Genomic DNA, 13,141 nt, shown 5'->3' with positions numbered 1-13,141 from the left:
CATGCCCACGCCCAGCGGGTCGGGCCAGGCCGCCGCGCCGTTGAAGGCGATCGTGGCCACCGTCAGCATCCACGCCGTCTGGCGCAGCAGCGGGAGGGGTATGCGGATCCAGGTCAGCAGGAGATCAAGGGCGAGCAGGACGCAGATGCCCGCGTCGATGCCGATCGGGAACACGTACGCGAAGGTGCCGAAGCCCTTCTTGAGTGCCAACTCGCGGATGGCCGCGTAGGAACCAGCGAAGCCGATGCCGGCGATGATCACGGCGCCGCACGTGACCACGCCGATCAGTAATCGCTGAATGCCTCCGAGACCGGGGGCCGGCTTCCCGTCAGCCGGGTGTCGGGTTGGTGTGGTAGTTGCGGCCCGACTGGATCCGGCTCCTGGCACCGGTACCGGTGCTGTTCGGGCTGCCTGTGCCGGTACTGCTCCGGCTCCTGGCGTCGCTTCCCGCTGGCCGGGGTGGCCGGGGTGGGTGGTGGTGGACATCAGGCCTGCCCCGGTCCTGGGCGGGATGCGTGGAGCAGAGCGGTGATGAGTTGTTCGGTTTCGGGTTCCAGGGAGCAGTCCAGGGCCCGGTTGACTTGTTGGATGCGGGTGATGGCGGTGTGCAGGCCGGAGCGGTTGCCGCGGGCGGCTTCCAGCCGCATCCAGTCCCGGTAGAGGAGTTCGGCTGTGTCGTCGGCGTCGAGTCCGGTCGTGATGGCCCGGCGGGCAGCGTTGAGGTCGTGGTGGGGGCCTGCGGGCGTGCGGTAGGTGGCCACAGCGTGCGCGACGTCGATGATCCTGGTGGTCATTTCCTGCTGGTGGGGCTCAGCCCACGGCAGTGGCCGGCCGCCGAACGGCTTGCCCCGCACCAGAGTGAGGGCCTTTTCCAGGTCGCTCACGCCGGCTGGTCCTTGGGGCAGCGCGGGTTCGACGAGGTGCAGGAAGCGGGTCCAGTCACAGCGCACACCGGCCGCGAGCCGGTAGGGGTCCTCGCCCGTTTTGCGGCGGGGCACGTAGGGGCTGCCGGCCGGGTCGGTGCCCAGACAGCTGCGCAGGCCCTGCATGCGCGCGTTGAGGGTGCTCGTCGACCACGGGCTGACCGGATCCATGTCGGCGCACAGGGCGTCGGCGCCCCGCCCGGGCCGGAAGTACAGCAGGGCTGCGAGTTGCGTCATCCGCGGGCCGTGGCCGGTGCTGTGCACACCATCCACCTCGAGCGGGCCCAGCACCCGGATCTCCGGCGCACGCAGGTCATGCGCTTCGCACTCTTCTGCCTCCGGCCCTGCGGACACTACGGCGGCAGGTTCAGGGTCGGCCTCCTGCACAGCGCCTTCCGTGGGGGCGGAGGCGGCAGCAGGGAAGACCGGGAGGGGAGGTGTCGCTCCGTCGGTGTCAGGGCCGGTTTCATCCTCGCGCAGGGGCGATGTGGCGGCGGGGGAGAGAAGACGGAGTCCGGACGGGTCCGTGGTGGCGGCGAGCAGGGCGGGGAAGACATCGCCGCCAGGGTGTGCTTCCGGGGCGGGGGAAGAGGCCGTGTCCGCGTGGGGCGCGGCGTTGGCGTGTTCCTCCGGCGCGGGTTCCCGCTGGTTATCGGGTTCTTCTGGGATGCCCTGCCACGGGCCCTGTGCGGGGTGTGCCGGCTGGGCGGACATCTGCAGGGCGGTAGTGATCTGGAGGTAGGCGGCGTGCTCCAGGCGCTGCACGGTGATGTGGGTGCCGGCGGACTCGAGCGGCTGCGGGTCGCTGACCGAAGCGTTGAGGATCTCCGCTTGCGGGAAGTGCGCGGCGGCTGTGCTGGCCGGGGCGACCAGAGTGACGGGAACTGCTCCGGCTTTGTCGATGACGTCGGCGAACTCCCAAGCGGTGTCCGGGTCCAGCGACGATGCGCACAGCAGCAGGTATGGCTGATGCCGGGTTTCGGGTATCTGGTGTGCCTCCAGCAGCCGTTCGCTCAAGTCGCGCAGCGCGTGCACAGGCTGGCGCATGTGGGCGATCCGCGCAGTGGGCAGCAGCTGCGGCAGGTCCTCACCGAATCCCACGGTCACGACTTGCACTTCGGCCGACCACGGACTCATCCCAAGTTCCAGGGCAAGGGAGGTGCACACCTCCGTGATGTGGACCGGATTGCCGTCCAGGACAAGGGCGGGCATCCGGGCAAGGTTGAGCAGCAGAAGGTCACCTCCTTCGGTGCTGCCGATGGTGACCAGCCCCGGATAGGGCGCGGCCACGTCGCGGGCGGCCTTCTCGTCCAGCAGGACCGCGTCGGCGGGCAGGATCCACCAGCCGGCCTTCCCCGCGACGAAGGGCGTCTGCGCCTGCTGGGCCAGGTCCTCGGGCAGCACCTCGAGCGTGCGGGCACCGATCCGCGCGGCCCGCACACCAGGCAGGACCGGGGTGTCCTCCTGTTGAGCAGCCTGGTGGGCCATGGTCCGTAGGGCCACATCCAGGCGCGTGGCGCCGCCCGGCTCTGCTGCCGCCGCCAACTGGGCCTCGGCCAGGGAGGTCTGCGCCGCGATGGCGATCTTCTCACCGGGCTTGCGGCGGCGTCGCTGCAGCATCCGGCGCATCGCGAGAGCACCGGTGATGGCGGCGGCCAGCAGCGCACCTGCACCCGCCACCGTGCGCAGGGAGGGCGGACCGTCCGCAGGGGCTGGCGACTGGGGCGCCGTCGCCGATGGGGTCGCGGTCGAAGCCGGAGTGCTGGCGCTGGGGTCGGGTGTCACGGACGCGGGTGCGGACGGGGAGACCTGCTCCTGTCCGGGTCCTTCGGCCGGGCGACTTGACGGTGCGCTGGGGGCCGACGGCGCGGGCGCAGTGCTCTGGCTGGGCACAGGTGCCTGTGCATCCCCGCTGTCATCGCCCGGCTTCTGCGTGCCGTCGGCGGTGTCGGGGGCCGGGGGAGTGATCTCCTGGCGGCCCGACTCCTCACCTTGGCCCGGGTCTTGGTTCGGCTGGCCGGTCGCGGTTCCCGGCACGGTGACTTGCTGCCCCTCGTAGACGACGTCGGGGTCGGTGATCTCTGGCAGGCCGTGCGGCTGCGGTTGGCCCTTGCTCGCCTCGAAAAGCTGCGGCCACTGGTTGCCGTCGCCGAGCTCCCTCTCCGCGATCTTCGACAGGTAGTCGCCCGAGTGCACGGTGACGACGTGCTCGCTCTCCCCGGTCGCGGCGGGTGCGCTGTCTGCCCACTGGGTATGGCCACCACCATCCGGGATGCCGCTCTGGGGCATCTGCAGCCGCCAGCCCGGCTGGAGGAAGCTGTTCGCGCGGAAGACCTGGCCGTCGGGCATGGTTCGGCCCTCGTTCAGGTCGGCGATCTCCCGCCACCGCTCGCCGTCGCCCAACTCCTTCTCGGCGATGCCCCACAGGCTTTCCGCGGGCCGCGTCTCGCGCACCGCGTACGTCGTGCGGGACGTCGGTGTGCTCGCCGCGGGCGTCTGGGCCTGCTCAACCTCGGTGGCCTGCGGTGCCTGGGCCTGCCCGGGGACGCGGGCCGCCGTGGTGGCCGGGGCGGCATGGGCGTCGGAGGCCAGCGCCGAACTGGTAGGCAGCAGTACGAGGATGCTGCCGATCAGGAGAGCCGCGGCGCGCTGCGAGGCGCCCATCCCGCGTGGCGCATGCCAGGTAGCCCCGCGCACCTGTGCGATCAGCTCCCGTACGGCGCAGAACGTGAACTGCAACCAGCCGATCCAGCCCATCGCGACGAGCAGCAGCAGGAACACGCTGCCGGTGTCCTGACGGTCCAGCAGGTGCGGGAGGTCGTCGTGGGTGGCGGCCCAGATGACCGGGGTGGCCCAGGCCAGCAGCAGCGGCAGCCCGGCGACCGCGACCGCCAGGACGAGCAGGCTCAGCACGGCCTTGAGAACCCGCGCCGGGGCGCGGCCGGCGGGTGCGGCGGGGGAGGGAGTGGTGCGCATCAGTTTCCTTCGGGGGCGGTGACGCCATGCAGGAGGGTGGCCTTGCCGTGGCCGGTCACCGACAGAGAGCCGATCCCCACCACCGACAGGAACTTGGTGGCGTACGTGCTGGTGGTCGTGACGGTGAGGGTCTTGTTGTCGCCGCTCACGGTGACCGTGCCGGTGGCCGCGGCGGAGCGCAGGTAGGCCTGGGCGGCGGCGGCCGCGTCCTGTGGGTCTACGACGATCGCTCTCCCGCTGATCGCGTCGGCGGGATCGATGGCCTGCCCGCCGGCCCGGGCGGCTTCGCCGGCGATGTAATCGGCGCGTTCCGTGGCGCGCATCTTGCTGCCGCCGTCGACGGCGACGCCGATGATCCCGATCAGCGCGATGACGCACACGGCGACAAATACGGTGACGCCTCCCCGGTCGTCCAGACGCGTTCGGCCCAGGCACATCCGACGGAAGATCATCAATCCTCCCGCTGGCGGTACTGGTCCACTACCGAGGTCGCCGTCGACGTCAGGGTCTTGGCTCCCGGCACCCCCGGAAGCAGAAGGTCTGCCAGATTGACCGTGCAGGTCACGGTCACGCTGACGGTGCCGACCTGCCCGACCGGCACGCTGAGACCGCCCGTGTTGATGCTGACCGTTGTCGACGCGCACTCGATGCCCTGATCGTCCAGAGACTCAGCGGCCGCAGACTGCGCAGCGCTCTGGGCGGCTGCTGCCGTCCGGTGGATGGACGCTTCTCTCGCCGCGTCCTCAGCCGCCGAGTCGATCTTTGCTCCGGAGGTGACAAGCCGTCCGCCGGCGATCGCCATGCACAAGAACATGATCAGGGCGGGCAGGACGATCGCCGCCTCGATCGCGGCGCTGCCCTCATCGCTGCGGACTCTGCGAGCCCAACGGGCCATGGATCGCACGTGGTTCACCCTCCTGGTACGGACCAGCGCTCCACCGGACCGGACGCCGACTGGGTGATCTGCAGGCCCGAAACACCTGGGATCATCGAGATGGCGGTGCCGGAGACCCGGATGCGTACACGCTGTCCGTCGCTGCTGGCGGAGACGCTGTAACTGCGCAGGCTGTCTCCCGCGGTACGCCCGAGGACGTCCCGCGCCTGGACCGCGCCGTCGGCCGGGGTGGAGTGGTAGGCGCTGGCGGCGGTGGCGCCCTCGCGGGCTGCGGTCAGGGCGATCTGCCGGGCGTAGTACCACAGGGACGCCTGGATCACGGCCACCGTCGCGAGCAGCGCGAACGGGAAGATGATCGCCATCTGGACGGAGGCGTCACCGCGGTCATCGCGCCACCGGCGCCCCTGCCACCACTCCTTCAGCCGCTGCGAAGACGACATCACAGGCCGCTGAGTTTGAGGTTGTACCTGGCGATCACGACCGCGATGGTGCCTGCAATGAGTAGAGCGCCGGTGACAGCGGCCACCCAGATGATGACCGTGGTGGTGCTGATGTCGCCGCGGTCCGGCCGGCGGGCGGCCTCCTCCAGGCCCTCCTGCACACGCGTGGTCAGCCGGATCACGGCTTGGCGTGTGCGGGCTGCGGTGTACCTCATGCTCGGTGCCTCTCTTCAGCGTTGTACGAGTCGGTGGGTGTCAGACGGTCAGCATGCGGATCACCGCGGGGAACGCCATCAGCAGCATCACCAGCACGGCCAACAAGGCGCCGGGGGCGGTCATTTTCTCGCTGGCGGTGTTCGCCTCCGCGGCCTGATCGGCCAGCAGTTCCGCGTTGAGCGCGGCGCTCCGGGCCCGCAGCGCCTTGTAGACAGCCGCGCCGTCGGTGGCCGAGCCGCGCATGATGTCGGCGATGTCCTCCAGGACCGGCAGGTCGTACTCGGCGGCGAGTTCGGTGAGCGCCTGATACGGCGGGATCTTCTCCATCCGTGCCCGGCGCAGCGCGCCCTGCAGGTAGACGAAGGGCCAGCCCTCACCGACTTCAGCAGCCTTCTCCAGCGCCTCGGCAGGGCCGGCATCAGCTGCCCGCTTGAGTGCGACCAGGTCGAGGTAGGCGGACAGGGCGTGCGCGAACTCCTCCCGAGCCCGCTTGGCCTGGTCCCGCACCGCGAGATCCGGGGTGATGAACAACAGGCCCGCGATGAGGAGTCCGGCACCGGCGGGCACGTAGAACGGCAGGGAGACGCCCGCGATGATCCACGGGATGGTCGCGATGACCGGGCAGAGCAGGCCCAGGGCGGCCAGGGCGGTCTTCTTCAGCATGAACTGGCCCGGCCCCTGCCCGAGCAGGACCAGGTTTGTGGTGGGGATCCGCACACCGGGCAGGCGCTCGAGGCGGGCCAGCAGCCACCGGCCCCACACCTCCTCGCGGTCCAACTCCGGCTCGGGAAGCACCAAGGCGGCCGGGGCGCTGCGTGCGAGAGCTGGTCCCAACGCGGGCTGCGGACGCAGGAGTTCCCGCACCAGCAAGGCGATGCCGGCGCCGACCGTGCCACCGGCCAGTACGACGGGAAGAAGGTTCACGAGGGGACTCCCTGTGGCTCACGGCCGATGACCGGCGCGTCCACCTCGGCAGCGGGGGCGGGCAGCCGGACGGTGCTGGTCGGATCGGTGACCAGGAAGCGCGGGATTCGGCGGAACAGGCCGAGCTGGCGCATCAGGGCGAGCACGCCGATGAACCCGGCCGCGATAAGGGCAAGAACCAGTTGTCCCAGCAGCGTGGCGTAGGGCTTGGTGTAGGACGGCACGAAGAATCCCGCCACCACGACCGCGACGGTGATGATGGTCATCCACCGCACCGTGGTACGCGACTTGGCCCGGTCTGCCTCGATGCCCCGCTTCCCCGCGACGTCCTGACGGACCGTGCCCGCCAAGTCCTCCAGCGCCTGGGCCAGGCCAGGCCCGCGATCGTTGACGGACAAAAGGAGCGCGGCAATGGCCTTGTCCGAGGTGATGTCGTTCAGCTCATCGCCGAAGGCACGCAGCGCCAACTCCGGACGCCAGCCCAGGCGTAGCCGGTCGGACAGGTTGATGATCTGCGGGGCGAGTTCGTCCGGCGCGCCTCGGCGGCTGGTGACCATCGCCTGTTCCAGGCCCATGCCCAGCCGCAGCAGACCGGCCAGACGCTGGGTCCACTCACTCAGCGCCTCCAGTTGGCCGATGCGGTCCTGTGCCATCTGGGCCGAGGCCGTCAGCCAGGGAACACCGATGACGGCCGCGCCGAGCAGCGCGCCGCCCACGAAGTTCCCCGAGACCAGCCACACGGCCACGAAGACCACGAGCGCAACGGCCGCCAGCGTCCGCCGGCGCAGCCGGAGATCCTCGCTCTGCTCCTTTCTGGTGCGCAGGGCCTGCCACCGTTGCCGCAGCGGCGCCCGGCGCGGCGCCGTCGTACCCACCGCACCTGCCACGACACCGATCAGCCCGCCGACCAGGGCCATACCGCACAGCAACCCGAAGAGCAGGGTCATCGGCCCGCCCCCACCATCAGCGGCAGCGGCGCCTGCCAGGCCCCGTAGGGCTGCTGCAGAAGTGAGGAGTCGAAGCCGACGCGCCGCAGGTCGTCGATGCAGCCTGGGTCCATACGGGGAACGGCCCGTAGATCACCGAACTCGGAACCGGGGGAGAAGACAGTGTTGGTGGCGGGCCGGCCGCTCTCGCCGATCCCGGTCAGCTCCAGGATGTGGGAGACGTAGCGGTGGCGGCGGCCGCCGATCTGGGTCTCGTCCGTCATGTCGACGTACACGATGAAGTCGAGGCCGTTGGCGGTCTGCCGGTAGGCGAGCTGCTCGGACAGGTTGTCCTGGGCGAGGGCGTACAGCTCGGCGATCCGGTCGAAGATGATGTCCGGGCGACGGGCGTGGATGGTGCACAGGTTGCCGCCCGAGCCGTTCGTCAGCGCCTGCATCATGGCGACGACTTCCGGCCCGCGGACCTCACCGACCACGATCCGCTCCAGCGACATCCGCAAAGCGGGATGCATCAAGTCCAGCAGCGTGACCTCGCCGGCGCCACGCCCGGTGACGTCCTTCTCGCCGTTGGACTCACGCCCAATGAGGGAGACGACCTGCCGGTGGTAGCCGTTTTGATGGGCGAACAGCTCGTCCTCGGTCTGGATCGTCGCGAACCGGCACTCGGGGTCGAACTCCTTGAGCATGGCCCGCATCAAGGTCGTTTTCCCGGCCTTCTGCTTTCCCGCAATCATGATGTTCTTCTCGGCGCGTACAGCGGCGCCGAGGAACGACCGCAGGATCGGGTCGATGGTGCCTAACCGGACGAGATCGTCGAGATCCGCGTGGGAGACCCGGTGCCGGCGGATGACCGCATAGGTCATCGGACCCAGCCCCGTGATGGCCTGGAGACGGGAACCGTCCTGCAGGGACAGTGCGAGGGTGGGGTTCGCGGTGGAGATGGTGCGCTCACTGTGCCCCGAACCACGGGCCAACTCCCGCAACAGTTCCAGCAGTTCCTCCTCCGAGTCGGCGATCGGCCCGACCATGCGGCGTTCGCCGTCGCCGTAGTCGAGCCACACCTCACCCGGGCCCTGGATGATGATGTCCTCGACCCGCTCATCGTCCAGATACGGCTGCAACCTGCCGGCCCGAAAGAGCAGGTCATAGACGGCACGCCGCAGCGCCTCGTCTTCCTGCGGCGCCATGGCAGCTGCGTCCGACCACAGCGCGACCGCCTCGTTGATCCATTCCAGGCAACGCTGTTCCTCACTGGCCCGGTCCATATCAGGCGTCGTCTTCAGCAACTCCTCGCGCTGCTTGGCGACCTGACTGGCGATGTGCCGGGCGACCTTGTAGTCGACGGTGACCTGCGGCGTGACGGTGCCGAGCACGTGCGCACTTGAGGCAGCGCCGGCACGTGTGCCATTCGCCCGCCGGGGCAAAGCCGGTGGGGGGCCGCCGGACGGCGCAGACACGAGGGGATTGTTGTGCAGGGGCCTACCGCGCACGGGTCACCTCCCGGCCTGCGGTAAACGTGCTGTGCGGATCGAGGCGGGCCCGGCGCATCGCGGCCCGCTGCACGAGCAGGGTGCTGCTCGTGCGGGCCGCCTTCATCAGCGCCGACCTGGTGAAACGGCGCGGCTGTTCGGCACCGTCCGACAGCACACGGGCATCGTCGGGCGCGTACGGCAAGGTCGCCACCACCGGGACCCGCAGAACGCGCTGCACCTCGCCCGCGGGATACGGGCCCGCGTCGATCAACAGCACGCCCACGTCACCGACCCGTTCCTCCAGCGCGCGCACCCGGGCCTCGGCCGCCTGAAGACAGCGCAGGGTGTTGCGCACGACCACGATCACGGCATCGGCCTGCTCGGCCAGGACACCAGACGGGCCAAACGCCCCCCGGCGGCCGAGATCGATCAGGACATCGTGGCCGTGCTCGGCCTCGATGCCGCGGAAGATGACACCCAGCGCCTTCCACACCGATCCCAGGCTTGCCGACTGCACGGGATCAGTGATGCCCGGCAACAGGAGCCGATCGCGGGACGGGTCCTTCACGCCCTCCTCGCTGCCCAGATCGATCAGCTGACGCCAGAAGGCATCGCCGAGCTCGCCCTGACGGGCAGCAACACTGAGGTTCCGCAGCCCGTACCGGTCGCCCAGCGTGCCCTGGAGAAGCCCGTGCAGCACCGCCCCGCCGTCGGGGTCGCATTCGGCAAGAACCATCCGCCGGCCTGGCTCCAGCGGCCACGACAGCAGCAGCGCGAGAGCGGTCGTGGTCACGCCGGGCGCCCCACTGCACCCTGCGAGCGCGATCACCGCCATCACTCACCGTCCGGAGCGGCAAGGACCAGGCGCAGGGTGCCGGCCGACACCCACGCGGCAGCCGTCGGTCCCTCTTGCGCGGTGGTGGCGACGTCGACGACAACGATCCCGGTACCGGGAGCAGCACTGGAGGCCTTCACGACCCGACCCTCGATCGTCTCCGGCGAGATATCGGACGCCTTGCCACTGTCCGCTGCGCCCTGAGCCGGGACGTGCACCAACTCCACCCTCTGTCCCGGCACCAGCGCCGTGGCCGGCACCTGCTCCGGCTTCAACCCGATCGGCACGAGCTGTTCGCCGGCCTTCACCAGGTTGTCCTTCGTCAGCTGCGAGGGCGCTAGCAGGGAGCCGGGCTTGAGCTCCACGGCGGCCCGTTTGCCCACCACCGACGTGAGGTTGTCGGCGCGAACGGCCTTGACGGCTGGGTCCAGGGCGACGGACGCCTTGCCCAGGTCGTCCTCGGTGAGAACCTGGCCGACCTGGACGTCGCGCACCACGGTCACCACCTCGGTGCGGTTGCCGACCTGTAGGAGCAGGACGGCAACTCCGGCGCCACCGGCGGCGATCAGGGCCAGCGACAGGGCGATGACACCTGGTCGCCGCCTGCGCGCCGACACCCGGGGTGGGGCGACCGGACCGGCCACACGGCCCTGCTGGGGTAATCCGTTCGGGGATGCGTCCACACGTTCTTTCGTCCTGCTCAACTCTCTGTCCTTTCGGCGGCGTTACCTGACGACCTGGACTTCGCCGATCGCCACCTGCATCTGGGACTGCTGAGTCTGGGCGAGCTGGCCGGTCTGCCCGCCTCCACCGGCAGTGACCTCCCAATCGATCGTCCAGGTCGAAGTGGCGGTCAGCTTGTACTTGCCGCCAGCGGCAGCAGCCGACGTCTTGGCGTACATGTGGCCGCAGGTGGGGGAGTCCGCCATGCCAGCGGAGGCCCGATAGACCGTGCCGGGTCCATGGCACGTCACGGTGGCGCCGTCGCCCATCTGCCAGACGATCCGAGAGACCTTGGCCGTGGCTGTGACGGTCACGCCGCCGGCGGACGCCGACGCTGACTGTGGGCCGTAAGTGGTCGCGCTCTGGTTCACCCACATCCACATCGGCACGCCCACCGTGTACCTCCCGCCGGCCCGTGGGCTGGCGATGTCCGGTCCGAGCAACCGCATCTTCTTGACGGCCTCCCGAGCCAGGACCTCGGGGTCAACGGCCGCGCCGCCGTTGGGCGGCTGGGCGAACCACTGGCTGGTCTGGTTCGGGTTGTCGGGGCAGTACGCGTCGTAGACGGCCCCGTCCGCCGGATCGTGGCCTTCCCACCGGGGATCATCTGCAGGGGGCTGCGGGTTGGCTTCCTGGAAGTAGCAGTTGCTGCCATTGACCCAGTAGCCGAGTCCCTTCTGGTAGCAGGGGACCTCGGTGTTCTCCATCATGTTGCTGTCGTAGCACTTGGGTTTTCCGGAACTGCCGTCCGAGGCCTGCTCGGCGTCACCGTTCTTGCCCGGTGTCGTGGTGGTGTCGTCTGCAACGACGCGGCAGAATCCCGCCTTGTCGCACACCACCTTGCCGTCGCCTGCGTATGCGACCGTCTGTCCTAACGCAAGGATGGCGAGAGCAGCCACGACGGCGCTCGCAGCAGCACGTCGAATCAGCATGTTCTCTCCTTGTCGGCCTTCTCGTCAGTGACTCGCCACTGGCTGGACTGCTTCTGGAGGTGCGCGGTAATGGTGTAGCGCTTGACTTGGCCGGGCGGCGCTACGCTTTTGCCAGTCTTCTTGTCGACCGGATCCCAGGTGTTGGTGTCGAAGCAGACACGAAGCGTCGCGCGTCGGGCGGTACCGCCGCCCGAGCCGAGGCTGACGTCGTGCTGGCTCGCGATCACTTGGGGCTCGCCCTTGACGACGATGCCGTTTCGCATGTTGACGAAGACGGCGTCCTTCACATCACGCAACGCGGCGCCCGTGGCGTACTTGGTGATGCGGCTGCCGGCGAGGGAGGCCTTGGCATACGCAGCAACGCGCTCCTCCGTCATGCCTTGGTAGGCAGCGAGGACGTCCTTGCGGGCCTGCGCCTCGTCTGCGGACACGGTTTTGGAGGGCTCGGCACTACTCGGGGTGGGCGACGCGGCAGCCGTGTCCTGGTTACCGGAAGAACAGCCGGCTGCCATGGCGAGCGCAGCGAGTACCAGAGCCGACAACGCCGCGCGCCGGTTGTGATTGCGAATGGCGAAGGACATGGGGCTGCGGTGTTCATGTGTCACGTTGTCTCCCCGGACGAGCGAGCTGCGGTGACGACCGCAGTCCTGGGTCCTGCGGTGCTGCGGTTCCGCGCACGACGTGAACCTGTGATGATCCGTTTCCGTAGCCGCCACGTTACGCATATGCCAGCCAACTTCCCATGGTGATATTTGACTTCACTTGCACAACTCGGGTCGTATCTGGTCACTCTGAGCACCGGATGGCGACATGTACTCGCGTCAATTCGCTTGTTTCGGCCGCGAACTGGGGCGGTCGCCCGGGTTCCGTTGAGGCCGTCACCTGATCGCCCGGGAGAACACGGCCGCAGCCCCGCGGGTTCTGGCGGCTGGCCTCTGTGGCGTTTGGAGGCCACCTGCTGCCTCTCGCCGAACCTGCGCGCGTCGGAGCTGACCGCCGCGCCCTTCAGCTCCTCGGCCAGCACGCCTTGGACGGCAACGGCACGCTTGAGGGAGAGGGCCTCGCCGCGGGCGGTCGATCCGAGATCATCAGTGAACCCACACACTCGGATCGTCATGCCCGCCTGCAGCTCCATCTCCTGGACGACGAAGCCGATCGGAACCGTGCCGAACTGCTCAGCCGCGCACTGCCCTTGGCGAAGAGCACCTCCGCTTGCACGTCGAAGGTCAACCTGTGTGCCCACGTCCTCGCGGTGCTCCGCGCTCGCCTGGTCCTCGACCACCCGGTCAATACCGACGGGCTGTGAACCGAGAGCGAGAACCTTGGCAGGAGCGCGAGTCTCGCCCCGGGGCAGAGCGCAAGCCCCTGACTGTTCGAGCCGGCGGCGAACAGTGCGTGTCCGCCGGACACGGCCGTGCACGAACCGGACAAAGTGAAGACCTCCCCAGGCGAAGAGCCTCCCCACGTGCTTCCCGCGATGGCGAGAGCGAGGAGCGGGGCGGCGATCCGTGATCGGACGGTGGCCATGAGGGCGCTCGCCTCAGTCACTGATCTTGATGTTTGTGGTGTCGAACAGCGGCAGTTGGAATCCGACCGTGTTCGTGCTCGCCGGAGGCACTGGGAACTGCCTGAACACGCGGACCTTCTCGCCGGCCTTGACGTGGAGAGGCCGGTCGTGGTCAGGGGCCGTCCGTCCGTGTCGCGCAGCACGTAGTAGCGCTTGTTCTGGGCGAAGTCCACGACGGTTGCCCCGGCCAGCGACGGTCCGGCCCTGAGGACCTTGAGTTCGTTGCCGCGCAACTCAGCCGGAACGACCGCTACTTGGGACCCATCGTTTTTGAGGTCGCCTCGCACGGTG

General features: G+C 69.3%; 14 protein-coding genes. 1 reads left to right on the top strand and 13 read right to left on the bottom strand.

Translation table 11 applies throughout. From position 1 onward, the window contains the following. From M2283_RS50110 to M2283_RS50050, 13 genes are all read right to left on the bottom strand, one after another. On the bottom strand, nucleotides 1-300 hold a 300-nt coding region (locus tag M2283_RS50110; protein WP_280883319.1), incomplete at its 3' end, for a DUF2637 domain-containing protein. A 185-nt stretch (nucleotides 301-485) separates the two neighbouring features. Next, a complete protein-coding gene (locus tag M2283_RS50105; RefSeq protein WP_280883313.1) occupies nucleotides 486-3,899 on the bottom strand; it encodes a LysM peptidoglycan-binding domain-containing protein in 3,414 nt (1,137 codons plus the stop codon). Then, nucleotides 3,899-4,351 carry a TadE/TadG family type IV pilus assembly protein gene (locus M2283_RS50100; RefSeq protein ID WP_280883312.1) on the bottom strand — a complete coding sequence of 151 codons (453 nt, stop codon included), beginning with the start codon at nucleotides 4,349-4,351 and terminating at the stop codon, nucleotides 3,899-3,901. The genes M2283_RS50105 and M2283_RS50100 overlap by 1 nt, the downstream gene beginning before the upstream one ends. After that, on the bottom strand, nucleotides 4,351-4,794 hold the full coding sequence (locus M2283_RS50095; protein ID WP_280883318.1) for a TadE/TadG family type IV pilus assembly protein: 444 nt from the start codon (nucleotides 4,792-4,794) through the stop codon (nucleotides 4,351-4,353). The genes M2283_RS50100 and M2283_RS50095 overlap by 1 nt, the downstream gene beginning before the upstream one ends. 14 nt (nucleotides 4,795-4,808) lie before the next feature. Further along, nucleotides 4,809-5,234 carry a TadE/TadG family type IV pilus assembly protein gene (locus tag M2283_RS50090; RefSeq protein ID WP_280883311.1) on the bottom strand — a complete coding sequence of 142 codons (426 nt, stop codon included), beginning with the start codon at nucleotides 5,232-5,234 and terminating at the stop codon, nucleotides 4,809-4,811. Further along, on the bottom strand, nucleotides 5,234-5,449 hold the full coding sequence (locus M2283_RS50085) for a hypothetical protein (RefSeq protein WP_280883310.1): 216 nt from the start codon (nucleotides 5,447-5,449) through the stop codon (nucleotides 5,234-5,236). The genes M2283_RS50090 and M2283_RS50085 overlap by 1 nt, the downstream gene beginning before the upstream one ends. Before the next feature lie 40 nt (nucleotides 5,450-5,489). Further along, nucleotides 5,490-6,374: a type II secretion system F family protein gene (locus M2283_RS50080; RefSeq protein WP_280883309.1), complete on the bottom strand. Its 885-nt coding sequence runs from the start codon at nucleotides 6,372-6,374 to the stop codon at nucleotides 5,490-5,492. Beyond that, a complete protein-coding gene (locus tag M2283_RS50075; RefSeq protein WP_280883308.1) occupies nucleotides 6,371-7,321 on the bottom strand; it encodes a type II secretion system F family protein in 951 nt (316 codons plus the stop codon). The genes M2283_RS50080 and M2283_RS50075 overlap by 4 nt, the downstream gene beginning before the upstream one ends. Then, nucleotides 7,318-8,694 (bottom strand): CpaF family protein, encoded by a 1,377-nt coding sequence (locus M2283_RS50070; RefSeq protein WP_280883307.1) that lies wholly within the window; start codon nucleotides 8,692-8,694, stop codon nucleotides 7,318-7,320. Before M2283_RS50070 ends, M2283_RS50075 begins: the two co-directional genes overlap by 4 nt. Before the next feature lie 106 nt (nucleotides 8,695-8,800). Continuing rightward, the gene (locus tag M2283_RS50065; RefSeq protein WP_280883306.1) at nucleotides 8,801-9,628 is read right to left on the bottom strand and encodes a hypothetical protein; all 828 of its coding nucleotides are present in this window, start codon (nucleotides 9,626-9,628) and stop codon (nucleotides 8,801-8,803) included. Continuing rightward, nucleotides 9,628-10,272: an SAF domain-containing protein gene (locus M2283_RS50060; RefSeq protein WP_280883317.1), complete on the bottom strand. Its 645-nt coding sequence runs from the start codon at nucleotides 10,270-10,272 to the stop codon at nucleotides 9,628-9,630. The genes M2283_RS50065 and M2283_RS50060 overlap by 1 nt, the downstream gene beginning before the upstream one ends. A gap of 81 nt (nucleotides 10,273-10,353) precedes the next feature. Continuing rightward, the gene (locus M2283_RS50055; protein WP_348538993.1) at nucleotides 10,354-11,283 is read right to left on the bottom strand and encodes an ATP/GTP-binding protein; all 930 of its coding nucleotides are present in this window, start codon (nucleotides 11,281-11,283) and stop codon (nucleotides 10,354-10,356) included. Beyond that, nucleotides 11,277-11,864, bottom strand: a complete 588-nt coding sequence (locus M2283_RS50050; RefSeq protein WP_280883305.1) for a hypothetical protein — start codon at nucleotides 11,862-11,864, stop codon at nucleotides 11,277-11,279. The genes M2283_RS50055 and M2283_RS50050 overlap by 7 nt, the downstream gene beginning before the upstream one ends. 446 nt (nucleotides 11,865-12,310) lie before the next feature. Between M2283_RS50050 and M2283_RS50045 the strand changes: the two genes are divergently transcribed. Further along, the gene (locus tag M2283_RS50045) at nucleotides 12,311-12,589 is read left to right on the top strand and encodes a hypothetical protein (protein ID WP_280883304.1); all 279 of its coding nucleotides are present in this window, start codon (nucleotides 12,311-12,313) and stop codon (nucleotides 12,587-12,589) included. The last annotated feature ends 552 nt before the right edge of the window (nucleotides 12,590-13,141 follow it).

This window comes from Streptomyces pseudovenezuelae, from assembly GCF_029892565.1.
GTDB lineage: Bacteria > Actinomycetota > Actinomycetes > Streptomycetales > Streptomycetaceae > Streptomyces > Streptomyces pseudovenezuelae_A.
This window is presented reverse-complemented; position numbering and strand designations above follow the sequence as displayed.

What these genes read in the sequence shown, in the direction of transcription:
- M2283_RS50095 (WP_280883318.1), bottom strand. Translation starts at nt 4,794, where the DNA reads ATGGCCCGTTGGGCTCGCAGAGTCCGCAGCGATGAGGGCAGCGCCGCG.
- M2283_RS50105 (WP_280883313.1), bottom strand. Translation starts at nt 3,899, where the DNA reads ATGCGCACCACTCCCTCCCCCGCCGCACCCGCCGGCCGCGCCCCGGCG.
- M2283_RS50090 (WP_280883311.1), bottom strand. Translation starts at nt 5,234, where the DNA reads ATGTCGTCTTCGCAGCGGCTGAAGGAGTGGTGGCAGGGGCGCCGGTGG.
- M2283_RS50065 (WP_280883306.1), bottom strand. Translation starts at nt 9,628, where the DNA reads ATGGCGGTGATCGCGCTCGCAGGGTGCAGTGGGGCGCCCGGCGTGACC.
- M2283_RS50050 (WP_280883305.1), bottom strand. Translation starts at nt 11,864, where the DNA reads ATGTCCTTCGCCATTCGCAATCACAACCGGCGCGCGGCGTTGTCGGCT.
- M2283_RS50100 (WP_280883312.1), bottom strand. Translation starts at nt 4,351, where the DNA reads ATGATCTTCCGTCGGATGTGCCTGGGCCGAACGCGTCTGGACGACCGG.
- M2283_RS50085 (WP_280883310.1), bottom strand. Translation starts at nt 5,449, where the DNA reads ATGAGGTACACCGCAGCCCGCACACGCCAAGCCGTGATCCGGCTGACC.
- M2283_RS50075 (WP_280883308.1), bottom strand. Translation starts at nt 7,321, where the DNA reads ATGACCCTGCTCTTCGGGTTGCTGTGCGGTATGGCCCTGGTCGGCGGG.
- M2283_RS50055 (WP_348538993.1), bottom strand. Translation starts at nt 11,283, where the DNA reads ATGCTGATTCGACGTGCTGCTGCGAGCGCCGTCGTGGCTGCTCTCGCC.